Annotated in this window: 13 protein-coding genes; 4 read left to right on the top strand and 9 right to left on the bottom strand. The window is 70.0% G+C overall.

Annotation, left to right across the window (positions count from 1 at the left end):
* Positions 1 to 43: 43 nt before the first annotated feature.
* The 8 genes from ABT294_RS02260 to ABT294_RS02225 all read right to left on the bottom strand — a co-directional run bounded on the left by ABT294_RS02260 (position 44) and on the right by ABT294_RS02225 (position 9,527).
* Positions 44 to 1,039 (bottom strand): LacI family DNA-binding transcriptional regulator, encoded by a 996-nt coding sequence (locus tag ABT294_RS02260; protein ID WP_350802926.1) that lies wholly within the window; start codon positions 1,037 to 1,039, stop codon positions 44 to 46.
* Positions 1,040 to 1,112: 73 nt separating this feature from the next.
* The gene (locus ABT294_RS02255; RefSeq protein ID WP_350802925.1) at positions 1,113 to 2,132 is read right to left on the bottom strand and encodes a DUF8094 domain-containing protein; all 1,020 of its coding nucleotides are present in this window, start codon (positions 2,130 to 2,132) and stop codon (positions 1,113 to 1,115) included.
* Between the two features lie 65 nt (positions 2,133 to 2,197).
* Complete coding sequence (locus ABT294_RS02250; RefSeq protein WP_350802923.1) at positions 2,198 to 3,568, bottom strand: GH1 family beta-glucosidase; 1,371 nt, start codon at positions 3,566 to 3,568, stop codon at positions 2,198 to 2,200.
* Complete coding sequence (locus tag ABT294_RS02245) at positions 3,565 to 4,368, bottom strand: carbohydrate ABC transporter permease (RefSeq protein WP_350802922.1); 804 nt, start codon at positions 4,366 to 4,368, stop codon at positions 3,565 to 3,567. Before ABT294_RS02245 ends, ABT294_RS02250 begins: the two co-directional genes overlap by 4 nt.
* On the bottom strand, positions 4,365 to 5,321 hold the full coding sequence (locus tag ABT294_RS02240; RefSeq protein ID WP_350802921.1) for a carbohydrate ABC transporter permease: 957 nt from the start codon (positions 5,319 to 5,321) through the stop codon (positions 4,365 to 4,367). Before ABT294_RS02240 ends, ABT294_RS02245 begins: the two co-directional genes overlap by 4 nt.
* Positions 5,318 to 6,613 carry an ABC transporter substrate-binding protein gene (locus ABT294_RS02235; protein ID WP_350802920.1) on the bottom strand — a complete coding sequence of 432 codons (1,296 nt, stop codon included), beginning with the start codon at positions 6,611 to 6,613 and terminating at the stop codon, positions 5,318 to 5,320. The genes ABT294_RS02240 and ABT294_RS02235 overlap by 4 nt, the downstream gene beginning before the upstream one ends.
* 123 nt (positions 6,614 to 6,736) lie before the next feature.
* Positions 6,737 to 7,627 carry a serine/threonine-protein kinase gene (locus tag ABT294_RS02230; protein WP_350802918.1) on the bottom strand — a complete coding sequence of 297 codons (891 nt, stop codon included), beginning with the start codon at positions 7,625 to 7,627 and terminating at the stop codon, positions 6,737 to 6,739.
* 136 nt (positions 7,628 to 7,763) lie between these two features.
* Entirely contained in the window at positions 7,764 to 9,527 is a 1,764-nt protein-coding gene (locus ABT294_RS02225; RefSeq protein WP_350802917.1) for an N-6 DNA methylase, read from the bottom strand.
* A 76-nt stretch (positions 9,528 to 9,603) separates the two neighbouring features.
* On the opposite strand from ABT294_RS02225, the gene ABT294_RS02220 reads away from it, so the two are divergent.
* The 3 genes from ABT294_RS02220 (at position 9,604) to icmF (ending at position 14,623) form a co-directional block, all read left to right on the top strand.
* On the top strand, positions 9,604 to 10,374 hold the full coding sequence (locus ABT294_RS02220) for a PP2C family protein-serine/threonine phosphatase (RefSeq protein ID WP_350802915.1): 771 nt from the start codon (positions 9,604 to 9,606) through the stop codon (positions 10,372 to 10,374).
* 181 nt (positions 10,375 to 10,555) lie between these two features.
* Positions 10,556 to 11,359 carry a CHAP domain-containing protein gene (locus ABT294_RS02215; protein ID WP_350802913.1) on the top strand — a complete coding sequence of 268 codons (804 nt, stop codon included), beginning with the start codon at positions 10,556 to 10,558 and terminating at the stop codon, positions 11,357 to 11,359.
* Between the two features lie 51 nt (positions 11,360 to 11,410).
* Positions 11,411 to 14,623 carry a fused isobutyryl-CoA mutase/GTPase IcmF gene (gene icmF, locus ABT294_RS02210; protein WP_350802912.1) on the top strand — a complete coding sequence of 1,071 codons (3,213 nt, stop codon included), beginning with the start codon at positions 11,411 to 11,413 and terminating at the stop codon, positions 14,621 to 14,623.
* A 49-nt stretch (positions 14,624 to 14,672) separates the two neighbouring features.
* Here the strand turns inward: icmF and ABT294_RS02205 are convergent, their stop codons facing one another.
* Positions 14,673 to 14,996, bottom strand: a complete 324-nt coding sequence (locus ABT294_RS02205) for an alpha-amylase inhibitor (RefSeq protein ID WP_350802911.1) — start codon at positions 14,994 to 14,996, stop codon at positions 14,673 to 14,675.
* A gap of 172 nt (positions 14,997 to 15,168) precedes the next feature.
* Between ABT294_RS02205 and tpx the strand changes: the two genes are divergently transcribed.
* Entirely contained in the window at positions 15,169 to 15,669 is a 501-nt protein-coding gene (tpx, locus tag ABT294_RS02200; protein ID WP_350802909.1) for a thiol peroxidase, read from the top strand.
* Positions 15,670 to 15,693: the final 24 nt, after the last annotated feature.

Below are 15,693 nucleotides of genomic sequence, written 5' to 3'. Positions count from 1 at the left end.
GCCGGTCAGGCGCGTGCGGCGGCTTGGCTGAGCCGCGGGCCGGTCAGGCGGACTCGCGGACGACCAGCTCCGTGGGCAGGATGACCGGGGCGGCGGGGCCGCCGACGAACAGGCCGAGCAGCAGGCGGACCATCGCCGCCGCCTGCTCGGCCACCGGGTGGCGGACCGTGGTCAGCGGCGGCTCGGTGTACTGCGCCGCCTCGATGTCGTCGAAGCCGACCACCGCGACGTCGCCCGGAACCGTCCGGCCCGCCTGCCTGAGCGACTGCAGCGCGCCCACCGCCATCAGGTCGTTGGCCACGAAGACGGCGTCGAGCGCCGGGTCGTCGCCCAGCAGCTGGCGCATCGCCACCGCTCCCGACTCCCTGGTGAAGTCGCCGACCGCGACGATCGAGCGGCGGTCGGAGTCGCGCAGGACGTTGCGGTAGCCGGCGAGGCGGTCCTGGCCGGCGATCATGTCCTGCGGGCCGGCGATCGTGGCGATCCTGCGCCTGCCCGACTCCACCAGGTGGCGGACCGCCGTCTCGGCCCCGCCCACGTTGTCGTTGTCGACGAACGGGATCTCGACGGGCACGGCCGGCCTGCCGTACGAGACGACGGGGACGCGCAGCCGCGACAGGGCGGCGGGCAGCGGGTCGGCGCCGTGCATGGAGATCAGCATGACCCCGTCGACGTGCCCGCCCGCGATGTAGCGCTCCACCCGCGCGTGGCTCTTGGCCGAGGACGCCAGCATCAGCACGACCTGCTTGTTGACCGCCTCCAGCTCCAGGCTCGCCGAGCGGATCACCGTGGAGAACAGCGGGTCCTCGGAGAAGACCCTGGTCGGCGGCTCGGAGACGACCAGGGCCACGGAGTCGGTGCGCTGGGTGACGAGGCTGCGCGCCGCCGGGTTGGGCACGTACCCCAGCTCGTCGATGGCGCGCAGCACGGCGTCGCGGATCCCGGGCGCCACCGTCGCCTGCCCGTTGACGACGCGGGACGCGGTCGCGCGCGAGACCCCGGCGCGGGCGGCGACCGCCTCCAGCGTGGGACGCCTCATGCCGGGATCCGGCACTGCGGGGAGCACAGGGAGTACAAGGCCACGAGAGGAATGATGGCACCTGCCGGCTGGTTCAGCGGCCAGACCCTTCCACGATTCCGCCGTACGCGGCAACCAGCCGGAACTTTCCGTTCTGCGCGCTCTTGGCGGGGATGTGGGCCACGATCTGGATCAGCTCCCTGCGCTGCATGAAGCGGTAGAACTTGCCCTTCAGCAGGCCCTCCTTGGAGTGGAAGACGTTCATGCCCGGCTTCACGTCGAAGCGGACCGTCCTGGACAGCGTGCTCAGCACCAGCGCGCCGCCGGCGGCGGTGCGCAGGGCGTAGGAGGGGTAGTCGGGCGCCGGCCGCACCGTGGTGCTGACCTTGGCGTACTGACTCATCCTGACCCGCTCGGCGACCGCGTCCTTGACCCACGCGTCGTCGGCGAACAGGCGCTGCTGCTCGGTGGGGGTCTTTCCGGCGAGCTGCCTGGCGTACAGCTTGACGAACTCGGCCGGGGAGCTGAGCAGGCCGGTCCCGTCGGTGAGGGAGCGCGCGACAGCCTGGCCCGAGCCGTCCTTGGCCAGGCCGGGGAACGGCTTGGCCTCCAGGGTGTAGGGCGAGTACACCTGCCGCCAGCCGTCCTCGCCCTTGCGGAAGAGCAGCAGGGTCCGTACCTTGCTCGGCTTCTTCGTGACGAGGTTCGTGGAGACCACGTCGGCCGCGAACCACGGCTGGCCCGCCGGGGTGTGGAAGGTGGCGTCGGTGTACCCGAAGGGCGTGTAGGAGCGCTGCTTCGGGTAGAGGATCTTGCTGGACCGGTAGGACGCCTGGTCGATGGGCAGGCTGGAACCCGCCTCGTAGGCCTTCAGCTGCTCGCCGTCCCTGGCCTTGTTGGCCTTGTTGTTCAGGTCGACGTAGGTTTCCAGCTGCCGTTGCGCGCCCGCCGCGTCGATGGCGGGCCCCGCCGTCGAGGTCGTCGGGGAAGGCGCCGACGAGTGGGCCGACGAGGGGGCCGCCGACGGCGGCGCCGGGTGGGGGAGCAGGGCCGAACAACCTGGGAGGACGGCGGCGGTGAGCAGGGATGCGACGATCTTCGTACCACGTGACACGGTGGGAGACTCCGGGACGAGCGAGCACTAGCGGGCCCCAATCCTCACAGAAGACCGTTTTGGCCTCACAGCCGGTTCCTCCCGATGACGTCGCGGTACCACAGCGCGCTGTCTTTCGGCGTCCTGGTCTGGGTCGGATAGTCCACGTGCACGATGCCGAACCGGCGGCGGTAGCCCTCCGCCCACTCGAAGTTGTCCAGCAGCGACCACACCAGGTAGCCGCGCAGGTCGGCGCCCGCCTCGATGGCCCGGTGCACCTCGCGCAGGTGGCCGCGCAGGTAGGCGACCCGGTCCCGGTCGCGGACGCGGCCGTCCTCGACGACGTCGTCGAAGGCGGCGCCGTTCTCGGTGACCATGAGCCCGACCCGCGGGTAGTCGCGCGAGAGCCGCGCCAGCAGCCTCGACAGGCCGTCAGGCACGATCGGCCAGCCCATCGCGGTGGTCGGCGCGTCGGCGCCGGCGAACCTGACCCCCTCGGAGCCGGGCCAGGCGGCGTCGGCGGGCTCGCCCGGGCTCGCCTCCACCACGCAGGGGTTGTAGTAGTTGATCCCGATCTGGTCGATCGGGGCGTTGATCAGTTCCAGGTCGCCGTCCTGGACGTGGCCGAGGCCGCCGTTGCGCGCGGCGGCGTCCAGGACCTCCGCCGGATAGCTCCCGTGCACGGCTGGATCGAGGAACTGCCTGGTCAGCAACGCGTGGATGCGGTGGGCGGCGGCGGCGTCCGCCTCGCCCGGCGCCGCCTCCGGATCGTTGACCTGGGCGGGGGTGAGCACCGGGGCGGAGTTCACGACCAGCATGAGACTCCGCGCGCCCGCTTCGCGCAGCGCCCGCGCCGCCAGGCCGTGGCCCAGCAGCAGGTGGTGGGCGGCGCGCATGGCGGCGGCGGGGTCGCGGCGGCCGGGCGCGTGCACGCCGTTGCCGTAGCCGAGGTAGGCCGCGACCCACGGCTCGTTCAGCGTGGTCCAGTGGCTCACCCGGTCGCCGAGCCGCTCGTGGACGATCTGGGCGTACTCGGCGAAGCGGTAGGCGGTGTCGCGGGACGTCCAGCCGCCGCGGTCCTCCAGAGCTTGGGGGAGATCCCAGTGATAAAGCGTGACGTACGGCGAAATTTCGGCGTTTAGGAGTTCGTCCACCAGCTTGTCGTAGAAGGCGAGGCCCTTGGGGTTGACCCGGCCCTGACCCTCGGGCAGCATGCGCGGCCAGGCCACCGAGAACCTGTAGGCCGCGAGCCCCAGCTCGCGCATGAGACCGACGTCGTCGGCGTGGCGGTGGTAGTGGTCGCAGGCCACGTCCCCGGTGTCGCCGCCGGCCACCTTCCCGGGGGTATGGGAGAAGGTGTCCCAGATGGACTGGCCCCGCCCGTCCTCCTTGGCCGCCCCCTCGATCTGGTAGGAAGCCGTCGCGGCACCCCAGACAAAGCCTTCCGGGAAAATCATCCTTTTACAGCTCCTTGCATGATTCCGCCGATGATCTGCTTGCCGAACAGGGCGAAGACGAGGACGAGCGGCAGGGTGCCCACCGCCGTCCCGGTCAGACCCAGGACGTAGTCGTTGACGTAGCCGCTCGCCAGCGACGACAGGGCCACCTGCACCGTCGGGTTCTCCGGAGTGAGGACGACCAGCGGCCAGAAGTAGTCGTTCCAGGCCGACATGAACGTGAGCATGCCGAGCACCGCCGCCGCGGGCCGCGCGGCCGGCAGCACGACGTGCCAGAACAGCCCCCACGTCGTGCACCCGTCGACCCGCCCGGCCTCCAGCAGCTCGGTCGGCAGCGCCCTGGACAGGTACTGCGTCATGAAGAACACGCCGAACGCGTTGACCAGCGCGGGCACGATGAGCGCGTAGTCCGTGCCGGTCCACTCCAGCTTCACCATGAGCAGGTAGAGCGGGATGATCCCGAGCTGGGTCGGCACCATCATGGTCCCGACCGTGATCAGCAACATGATGTTCCTGCCCCTGAACGCCAGCTTGGCGAAGGCGAAGCCCGCCAGCGTCGAGAAGAACATCACCGCGAACGAGATCGACCCCGCCACGACGACCGAGTTCAGCAACGCCAGCCCGAACGGCACGGTGTCGAAGACCCGGGACACGTTGGCGAAGAAGTTCCCGCCCGGCCACAGCGGCGGCGGCACCTCGGCCAGCGCCGAGTTGTGCCTGGAGGCCACGACCACGCTGTAGTACAGCGGGAACGCCGAGAAGAAGGCCACCGCGGTCAGGGTGAGGTAGCGCAGCCTCATGCCAGCCCACCCCTCATCCGGCGCGTCAGCAGGTAGTTGACCGTCGCGATCACCACCACGACCAGGAACATCAACCAGGACGCGGCCGAGGCGTAGCCGAAGTCGAACTTGGTGAAGCCCTGCTCGTAGACGAACAGCGCCAGCGTCTGGAACTGCCGGTCGGGCCCGCCGCTGACCGCGCCGCCCCCGCTGCCGCTGCTCATGCCGAACAGCAGCGGCTCGGCGATGATCTGCATGGCGCCGATCGTGGACACGATGACCACGAAGATGATCGTCGGCCGGATCATCGGGATCGTGATCCGGCGGAGCTGGGTGAAGCTCGACGCGCCGTCGATGGTGGCCGCCTCGTACAGCTCGCGCGGGACGGCCTGCATCGCCGCCAGGAAGATCAGCGCGTTGTAGCCGGTCCAGCGCCACATGATCATGGTCGAGAGGGCGATGTGCGAGGTCGCGGTGCCCGCGGCCCACTCGATCTTCCCGACCCCGAACCACGAGAGCACCCAGTTGATCAGCCCGAAGTCGCGTCCGAAGAGCTGGCTGAAGATCACCACGACCGCCACCACGCTGGTCACGTTGGGCAGCAGCAGTGAGATCCGGAACAGCGTCTGCCAGCGCAGCCGCCGGTTCAGCAGGTGCGCCAGCCAGATGGCCAGCAGCAACTGCGGCACCGTCGAGAGCACGCCGATCGACAGCGTGTTGAACGTCGCGTTCCAGAAGTACCCGTCACCCAGCAGCGTCGCGAAGTTGTCCAGGCCGACGAAGGTGTGCTCCTCGGACAGCAGCGTCCAGTCGTGCAGGCTCACCCAGGCCGTGTAGGCGAGGGGGAACAGGCCGAACGCGCAGAACAGCAGGAAGAAGGGGGCCACGTAGGCGTACGGCGACACCCTCACGTCGAGGGTGTGCCGCACGCTCCGCCGGCGCCGGCTCGGCGCCGCCAGGGGAAGGCTGCTCATTTGATCTTCTTGACGTCCTCGAGCACCTGGGCCCAGGCCTGGTCGGGCGTCTGCTTGCCCTGCTCCACCCGGCCGAGCCCGTCGCCGATGACGACGCGGACGTCCGCCTCCTTCGGCCCGAGGTGCTGCGGCTTCAGCGCCTTGGCCGCCTCGGAGTAGATCTTGCCGATCGGGGCGTCACCGAAGAACGGCTTGGTGAAGTTCTGGATCGACGGGTCGTCGTAGAGCGACGGGATCGACGGGAACGTCCCCTCCTCCTTGAAGACCTTCGCCTGGTTGTCCTTGGAGGTGAGGAAGTCGATCAGCTCGGCGGCTTCCTTGGGGTGCTTGCCCTGCTTTGGAAGCATCAGGTGCGAGCCGCCGCTGTTGCCGGAACCGCCGGGCACGGTGGCGATGTCCCACTTGCCGGCCGAGTCCTTGGCCTGCTCCTGGATGAAGCCGGTCATCCAGGCCGGGCAGATGATCGTGGCGAACGAGCCCTTGGCGAAACCGGTGTTCCACGGCGGGGAGAAGGCCGCGAGCTTGGCGGTCAGGCCGCCCTGGGTGAGCTGGTTGGACAGGTCCCAGGCTTTTTTCACGTCCGGGTTGGTGTCGACGATGATCTTGTCCTGTGCGTCGTACAGCCCGAGCGGAGCCTGGTTCACCATCGCGCGGAAGATCTCACCGGGGCTGTCCACGAACTTGGCCCCTGCGACGTTGGCGGCGGCGAACTTCCTGCCGGTCCCGATGTACTGCTCCCAGGTCGGCCAGAGGCCCGCGACCTCGGTCCTGTCGGTCGGCAGCCCGGCCTTCTTGAACAGGTCCTTGCGGTAGCACATGGCCAGGCCGCCCACGTCGGTGCCGAGCCCCAGCAGCTGCCCGCCGCTCTTGCTCACGCCCTGCTGCCACTTCCAGTCGAGGTAGTCGCCCTGCCGTTTCTCCAGCCCGAACTGCTTCAGGTCGTAGAACTTGGCGGGCTGGGCGGTGAACGTGCTGATGTAGCCGACCTCGACCGCCTCGATGTCAGCCGCCCCCGCGTTCGTCGCCAGCCGCTTGATCAGGTTGTTGTGGTGGTCGTTGAACTGCGTGACCTGCTCGACGACCTCGATGTCGGGGTGGGTCTTCTTGTACTCCTCGTAGAGCGGCTTGAAGCCGAAGTCGCCGAAGAGGCCGATGGTGAGCTTGATCTTCTCTCCCGGCTTCGCGGCGGTCCCGGTGCCGGTACCGCCGCCGCCCCCGCAGGCCGCCGTCGTCAGGGCGAGCAGGGACGCGGTGAGCAGGGGCAGGGCGAGCCGTCGGACGCGAGGGGTCATGGAACCCTCCTGGGTTCGTGCCTGGGGGGTGGTTGAGAGAGCGCTCTCTCGCAAGAGTCATGGCCATCACGCCGAGCTGTCAACGGTGGTTGGGTAACGATCCGGGCTACGGAGAGAGCGTGTTCAGCCGCTCAGCACGCGGCCGACCATCCGGGCGTACATCCGCCCCGGGCTCGGCGACCTGGCCAGGAAACCCGGCAGCATCGGCAGGGCCACCGCGAACGGCTCCAGCCGCGCGTACAGCTCGTCGGCGTCGGCCGGACGGGCGGCCGGCTCCTTCTCCAGCAGCTCCGCCAGCAGCCTGGCCAGCTCGGGTGGCAGGCCGGGGATGGTCGGCGGACGCTCCTTGACCTGCTTCTCGAAGACCACGTAGTCGGTCGGGCCGGTGAAGAGCTGCTGCCCGGTGAGCATCTCGTGCAGGACGCAGCCCAGCGCGTACAGGTCGCTGCGCGGCTCGGCGACACCGCGCTGGATCTGCTCGGGCGCCATGTACGCGGGCGTGCCCAGGATCTGGCCGATCCGGGTGAACGTGGTGACGTCCGCGTCGCGCAGCAGCGCCAGGCCGAAGTCGAGCACCTTCACGCTGCCGTCGGGGCAGAGCATGAGGTTGGTCGGCTTGAGGTCGCGATGGCAGATCGACAGCGCGTGCGCCGCCGACAGCACCGCGCACGCCTGGGCCGCGATGGCGGCCGCCCAGGACACCGGCAGCGGGCCGTGCTCGATGACCAGGTCGGCGACGGTGACGCCCTCGATGAACTGCATGACCTGGTAGAGCCGCTGCTCGTGGGTGCCGAAGTCGTACAGCACCGGCGCGCCCGGATGCTCCAGCCTGGCCAGGATGCGCGCCTCGCGGATGAAGCGGCGCTCCAGCTCCTGGTCGGGCCCGCTCGGCAGCCTGAGCAGCTTCACCGCCACCCGGCGTTCGAGGTGCCTGTCGTGCCCGGCGTAGACCGCGCCCATGCCGCCCTGCCCGAGAGGGAGGTCGTCGAGCTCATAGCGGTCGCCGATGACCATTAGCCCCTCCCGCCGTCCATCGGGAAAAAACTACACCGTCAGGCGAGGGAGTGCCGTCGCCTGGACTGAGGAGCGTCGGGAGCGTAGCGACCAGAGCGACGAGGGAAGGCGACGGCTCCCAACGACCGAGCCCGCCTTACGGAGTGAGGCCATGAGCAGGCGGGTGCAGGTGGCCGTCGGTCAGCCCGTCGAGCCCCAGCCGGATCAGCGTCTGGCCCAGGGTGGAGATCTCGCGCAGCGCGTCCTCCAGCACCGCGAGCTGCCGGAAGGCCGCGCCGTACGGCTCCTGCTCCTTGAGCGAGAGCCGCGGCAGGCGGGTGCGGCGCACGTCGAACCGGCTGGAGCCGGTGGTCACCCGGCTGCCCGCGGCCCTGAGGAAGCCCGCCAGGAAGTCGGGGTCGAGCCGGCGCGCGTCGACGCGGTAGAGCGTCAGGTGCGGGCCGAGCACGCAGCCGCCGTCGGCCAGCACCCGGACGCTGGAGTAGGACGCCACCACGTCGCCCGGCTGTACGTGGACCAGCCCCTGCTGGGCGGTGGCGCGGCCGGACGGCGGGGTGCCGTGGGCGACGTCGTCGGCGGTGAGGACGGGCAGTTCGCCGCCGTGCGCCGCCATCTTCGCCGGCGCCTGCAACGCGATGATCAGCCCCTCCTTGATCAGGTCGCCGACCGTGGTGACCGGCTGGTCGAGCGGCTCGTCGAGGACCCTGAGGTCGGGCGGGGTGGCGCCGGCCGCGAGGAAGCGGTCGCGGGCCTCGGTGAACGCCCGGCCCAGGTCGCCGCGGCGCTGGTGGCGGGCCGGGGTCATGTCGACCTCGTCGGCGAGCAGGTCGATGATGCGGACGGTCTGGTCGGAGCGGTCGTCGAGGTAGGCGCGCCACGCGGGCTCGACCGCCGACAGGTCGGCCGTCGCGTCGAGGATCAGCACCTCGGACGGCGGCCGCTCACCCGCCGACGGGCGGCGCAGCAGCCACAGGTCGGACCCCGGCAGGGCCACCACGGCCCGCAGCGCGCCCGCCCGCAGCAGGTTCGCCCTGATGCGCCTGCCCGCCCTGCGACTGGCGGCGGCCGGAGGCATCAGCACGGCCACCAGGCCGCCCGGCCTGACGTGGGTGAGGCAGTGCTGCACCCAGGCCAGCTCGGGCTCGCCGCGCGGCGGCAGGCCGTACTCCCAGCGCGGGTCGCCGGTCAGCTCCTCGTAGCCCCACGCCCGCTCGTTGAACGGCGGATCGCAGACGACCGCGTCGGCTTTGTCGCCCGCGAACCCGTCGTGCCGCATCGAGTCGCCCGCCACCACCGACGCCTCGGCGCCGCGCAGGCGCAGCCTGGCGGCGGCGATCGACGCGGACGTCTCGCTCAGGTCCTGCCCGAGCACCCTGGCCGCCTTCGGGGCGAGCAGCAGCGTGCCGACGCCGCAGGCGGGGTCGAGGATCGTGGTGCCGCCGGCGTCGACCAGCCTGACCATCAGCTCGGCGACGTCGTCGCGGGTGACCGAGAGCTGCCGGGAGTGCGCCTCCAGGTAGCGCTCGACGAGGAACTCGTACGCGGTGAGCGCCCCGTGCTGCGCGGCCAGCTCCGACACGAGGGCGGCCAGCTCGGGCTCCAGCGGGCTCTCACCCGTGGTCAGCAGCGTTCCCGCCTGGGCCACGAGCTCGCCCAGCCGCAAATCTCCCGCGGCTTTCAGGCGTTGCCACACCCGATCTCCCAGCGAGACCTGGTAGGACTTCCCATAGCGGCGTAGCCAGGCTTCGACCTGGCGCAGCGAGAACAGCGGTTGGTTGGCGGTGCCGCCGGTGGGTTGCGGGAAGTCGTCGTGGCGGCGGCGCCAGTTGCTCACCGCGGCACGCCCGACACCGGCGAGCCGGGCGATGTCCCCGGCGTTCACGGTCGGGTCGTGGCTCATGGAGCCCACAGTAGTTCACAAGAGTCTTCACCGCATCTGCTTGTGAAGTCTTTCAACCAATGATTTACTGCATGGTATGAAGCACAACATCCGCTATGCCGCCGGTTCAGACGTGGGGCGCCGCAGGGAGCAGAACGAGGATTCTGGATACGCGAGCGGCCGGCTGCTCGTGGTTGCCGACGGGATGGGCGGGCACGCGGCGGGAGAGCTGGCGAGCTCGGCCGCGATCGCCGTCATGCGCGAGCTGGATGCCACGCTTCCCGAGTCGGGGTCCGACCTGGAGGCCGCCCTTGAGAGCGCCGTGCACGAGGCGGCGCGGAGGCTGGTCGAGCTGGCCGACATCGACCCCGCCCGCAGAGGGATGGGAACCACGGTGACCGCCATGCTGTGGGACGGCTACCGGTTCGCCCTGGCTCATCTTGGTGACTCCCGCGGATACCTGCTTCGCGACGGTGCTCTTTACCAGATGACCAAGGATCACACACTTGTGCAGTCGATGGTGGACGAAGGGCGGATAACGGAGGATCAGGCCGCCGTTCATCCCCGGCGGTCGATGGTGCTCCGGGTGCTGGGCAGCGAGGGCAGGGCCGAGCCGGACATGGCGCTGCGCGAGGCCGAGCCTGATGATCGCTACCTCCTCTGCTCCGACGGGCTCACGACCGTGCTCGGGCCCGAGGTCCTGCACGAGGTCCTGACCACCGTGGCAGACCCGGGCGCGGCCGTCCAGCGGCTGATCGACCTGGCCAACGAGGGAGGCTCTCCCGACAACGTGACCGTCATCGTGGCGGACGTGGTCGCGCCGGGCGCCGGGGAGGCGCAGGTCTACCGGGTCGGCGCCGGCTCCTAGCGTCGATAGTAGTCAGCCTCACCTGCCCCACCAGCAACAAAACCGAAATTTCGGTACATAGCTCGACACTTTCTGGGTGTTCCGCGCGGGAACGCGATGCCGCTACTACAGTCCATCGTGATCTGGCGGTTTTCTGGGAGGTGTCACCCTGGACCCGATCGCGGAATCCCTGCTGAAAGAGGTGCGCCGGGAAGTCGGCTACCGGGAGAAAGGCGGCCAGTACACCAAGTTCGGCCACTGGTACGCGGATCGCGTCCAGGACGCGCAGTATCGCAACGCTCCGTGGTGCGACATGTTCATCGCGTGGGCGGCGCAGAAGGCCGGCGTGGCCCACCAGGTCGGCCAGTTCGCCTGGACCCCGTCCCACGCCGCCTGGTTCATCAAGCAGGGCGCCTGGTCGCGCAAGCCCGAGCCGGGGGCCCTGGTCTTCTTCGACTGGAGCGGCGGGAAGAGCTACAAGGGCATCGACCACGTCGGCGTGGTGGAGCGGGTCGAGGGTAAGAAGATCCACACGATCGAGGCCAACGTCGACCGCGTCTGGCTCAAGCGCAAGACCCGCGAGACGGACAAGGTCGTCGGGTACGGCCTGCCGCGCCTGGTCAAGCCCGACGCCCCGGTGGATGAGATCCGCTCGACCGAGCAGCCGTTCGTCCGGGTGGGGCCGCGGGAGTCGCAGGGCTCTCCGCTGGACTTCCTGGGCACGCCGCAGGCGCTGCTCGCGGCGATGGTCCTCACCACGGTCGTGGTCTCCTTCCGGCTGGCGGGCCGCCGCCGCGGCGTCCGCCGCGGGTTCGCGCTGCCGTGGAACGCGCCATCCGGCCCGCCCGCGGAACCGGTCGAGCTGGAGCTCCCGGAGCCGATGGGCCGTCCCGTCCTGGTGGCCACCGTCCCCAAGCAGGCCGGGCCGCCCGCCGGGACGCGGCGCAGGCCGTACGAGCCGCGGGAGCACGAGGACAGGCGTGATGTCGCGTCTCTTGGGAATTAGTAGGACGTCCTAGTATCTTCGTGAGTGAGGCCCTTTCACGAAGGAGTGATCGTGCACGTCCCGATCCATCCCGTCCGGTTCGTCACCGCTGCTGCGCTGTTCGACGGCCACGACGCGGCGATCAACATCATGCGGCGCATCCTTCAGACCCAGGGGGCGGAGGTGATCCATCTCGGGCACAACAGGTCCGTGGAGGAGATCGTCACCGCCGCCATCCAGGAAGACGTCCAGGGGGTCGCGATCAGCTCCTACCAGGGCGGGCACGTGGAGTTCTTCTCCTACCTGGTCGACCTGCTGCGCGAGCGCGGCGCAGGGCACGTCAAGGTCTACGGCGGTGGCGGCGGCGTCATCGTCCAGGACGAGATCGACCTCCTGCACTCGCGCGGCGTCACCCGGGTCTTCTCGCCCGAGGACGGCCAGCGCCTCGGACTCCCCGGCATGATCAACAAGCTGATCGAGGAGTGCGACGTCGAGCTTGACGGCTCTCCCTCGGTCGAGGCCGTCGCCTCGGGCGACCAGGCGGCGCTCGCCAGGGCGATCACCCTGATCGAGGCCGATCGCGCCCCCGAGGGCCTGCTCGACGGCCTGCGCGCGGCGGCCGCGAGCGGCACCCGCGCGCCCGTGCTGGGCGTCACCGGCACCGGCGGCTCGGGCAAGTCGTCGCTGACCGACGAGCTGCTGCGCAGACTGCGGGTGGACAACGACGACAAGCTGCGCATCGCGGTCATCGCGATCGACCCGACCCGCAGGCGCGGCGGCGGCGCGCTGCTCGGCGACCGGATCCGGATGAACAGCCTGGGCCCCCAGACCTACTTCCGCTCGCTCGCCACCAGGGGCGCCGCCCGTGAGGTGCCCGCCTGCCTCGACGACGTGCTCGCCGCCTGCCGGGCAGCCGGATACGACCTGATCGTCGTCGAGACCCCCGGCATCGGCCAGGGCGACGCGGGCATCGTGCCGCACGTGGACGTGCCCGTCTACGTTATGACGCCCGAGTTCGGCGCCGCGTCCCAGCTGGAGAAGATCGACATGCTGGACTTCGCCGAGGCCGTCGTGATCAACAAGTACGAGCGGCGCGGCGCCGAGGACGCCCTGCGCGACGTGCGCCGCCAGCTCGTCAGGAACCGCGGGGCCTTCGGCGTGTCGCCCGACGAGATGCCGGTGTTCGGGACGATCGCCTCCCGCTACAGCGACGCCGGGGTAACCGCGCTCTACCAGCATCTCAAGGGGCTGCTGGCAGGTAAGGGCATGCCGGCGGGGCCCGGGCTGCTGCCGGTGGTGCGGGGCCGCACCTCGCACGAGACCGACGCGATCGTCCCGCCCGCGCGGGTGCGCTACCTCGCCGAGATCGCCGATACCGTCCGCGGCTACCATGCCGAGACGCTCGACCAGGCCGAGGTGGCGCGCCGCCGCCAGCAGCTCGCCGCCGTCCGCTCCCTCCTGGACGGCGACGACGCCAGGCTGGCCGAGCTGGCCGCGCGGGCCGACGGCGAGCTGAGCGACGAGAGCCGGGCGCTGCTCGACGGCTGGCCGGCCGTCAGGGAGCGGTACACGGCCGACGAGCTCGTGGTGAAGGTGCGCGACCGGGAGATCCACACGCCGCTGTGGCGCGAGACCCTGTCGGGCAACCGGATCCCGCGCGTCGCGCTGCCCCGGCACACCGACCACGGCGACCTGCTGCGGTTCCTGCGGAGCGAGAACCTGCCGGGCACCTTCCCGTTCACGGCGGGGGTGTTCCCGTTCAAGCGCGACGACGAGGACCCCACCAGGATGTTCGCGGGGGAGGGCGACCCGTTCCGCACCAACAGGCGCTTCAAGTTGCTGTCGGAGGGCCAGCCGGCGACCAGGCTGTCCACCGCGTTCGACTCGGTGACGCTGTACGGTCACGACCCCGACCTGCGGCCGGATATTTACGGAAAAGTCGGTACGTCTGGAGTGTCCATCGCGACGCTCGACGACATGAAGGCGCTCTACGACGGCTTCGACCTGTCGGCGCCCAACACCTCCGTGTCGATGACGATCAACGGCCCGGCCCCGACCATCCTCGCCTTCTTCCTCAACGCCGCCATCGACCAGGCCCTCGACAGGTTCCGCGCGCTGCAGGGACGCGAACCGTCCGAGGACGAGGCCGGCGAGCTGCGGGAGCAGACGCTCGCCACCGTGCGGGGCACCGTGCAGGCCGACATCCTCAAGGAGGACCAGGGCCAGAACACCTGCATCTTCTCCACGGAGTTCTCGCTCAGGATGATGGCCGACATCCAGGAGTGGTTCATCCGGAACCGCGTGCGCAACTTCTACTCGGTGTCGATCTCCGGCTACCACATCGCCGAAGCCGGGGCGAACCCCATCAGCCAGCTCGCCTTCACCCTGGCCAACGGCTTCACCTACGTCGAGGCGTATCTGGCGCGCGGGATGCGGATCGACGACTTCGCGCCCAACCTGTCGTTCTTCTTCTCCAACGGCATGGACCCCGAGTACAGCGTCCTCGGCCGGGTGGCCCGGCGGATCTGGGCGGTCGCGATGCGCGAGAGGTACGGCGCGGCGGAACGCTCGCAGAAGCTGAAGTACCACATCCAGACGTCCGGCAGGTCGCTGCACGCCCAGGAGATGAACTTCAACGACATCCGCACCACCCTGCAGGCCCTGATCGCGATCTACGACAACTGCAACAGCCTGCACACCAACGCCTTCGACGAGGCCGTGACCACCCCGTCGCCCGACTCGGTGCGCAGGGCGATGGCGATCCAGCTCATCATCAACAGGGAATGGGGCCTGGCCCGCAACGAGAACCCCCTCCAGGGCGCGTTCATCATCGACGAGCTGACCGACCTGGTCGAAGAGGCGGTGCTGCGGGAGTTCGAGCGGCTGTCGGACCGAGGCGGCGTGCTCGGCGCCATGGAGACCGGCTACCAGCGCGGCAGGATCCAGGACGAGTCGATGCTGTACGAGACCCGCAAGCACGAGGGCTCATTGCCGATCATCGGCGTGAACACCTTCCGCAACCCGCGCGGCGACGAGCCCCAGCCGCACAAGCTGGAGCTCGCCAGGGGGACGGAAGAGGAGAAGCGGTCGCAACTCGACCGCCTGCACGCCTTCCAGGAGCGCAACCGGGCCGAGGCCCCCGTGGCACTGGCCCGGTTGCGCGAGACCGCGATGTCCGACGGCAACGCGTTCGAGGTGCTGATGGACGCGGCCAGGGTCTGCTCCCTGGGGCAGATCACGGAGGCCCTGTTCGAAGCCGGAGGTCAGTACCGCCGCAACGTCTGACCTTCCCCGACCGCCGGCCTCCCTTTCGCCGGGGAGGCCGGACGCGGGGTCAGCAGGTCTTCGCGCCGTCGAACGTGCGGATCCCCCTGGGGACCCGGTGCCTGAGAGTCGCCCCGGGGTACACGGTGTCGCAGGGGCCGTCGGCGCCGTGCGCCCAGACGATCTTCATGTTCATCTGGCGGCCGCACCCGTTGTAGGCGTAGCCGGTCTTCTTGATGGTGCCCGTCGCCTGCCAGACGCGGACGCAGGACGGCACCCTCCCACTGGCCGTCGCGGCGTCGGCGTTCGCCTGGGCGGGGGCGGTGGCCAGCAGGCCGAGCGAGGCGGCGCCCACGGCGGTCAGGACGGCCAGCGACTTGCGGATGGTGGTCATTGCCTTCTCCCTCTGCGATTCGGCTGATGAGAGGAAGGTAGGCAGGGCGCTGTTGAGGATGTGTTGAGCTCCTGTTGGGCGGGCTCGCCGCCGGGCGGGGCTCGCCCTTCGGGCGGAACCCGCGCCGATAGGATCACCACCTCGGGGCACCACAGTTAACCAGGAGGTTCTTATGTCCGATGTCACTTTCAAGGGCAACCCCATCACCGTCGGCGGCACCTTCCCGAAGCCCGGCGATGACGTGCCCGCGTTCCGTCTGGTCCGCGGCGACCTTTCCGAGGCCACGCTCGCCGACTTCGGCGACGTCAAGAAGGTGCTGAACATCTTCCCGAGCGTCGACACCGGCGTCTGCGCGGCCTCCGTGCGCCGCTTCAACGAGCTGGCCGCCGACTACCCCGACGTCCAGGTGCTGTGTGTCTCGGCCGACCTGCCGTTCGCCCAGAAGCGCTTCTGCGGCGCCGAGGGCATCGAGAACGTGACCATGCTGTCGCTCATGCGGGGGCGCGAGTTCCTGACGGACTACGGCGTGGCGCAGGAGTCGGGGCCGCTGGCCGGGCTCGCCGCCCGCGCGGTGATCGTGCTCGACGGCGACAACAAGGTGATCTACTCCGAGCTGGTGCCCGAGATCACCCAGGAGCCCGACTACGAGGGCGCTCTCAGCGCCATCAAGTAGGGGCAAGAGGCTGATGAGGGGCGG

Origin of the sequence: Nonomuraea sp. NPDC000554, from assembly GCF_040300065.1 — a bacterium.
Lineage (GTDB): Bacteria > Actinomycetota > Actinomycetes > Streptosporangiales > Streptosporangiaceae > Nonomuraea.
This window is presented reverse-complemented; position numbering and strand designations above follow the sequence as displayed.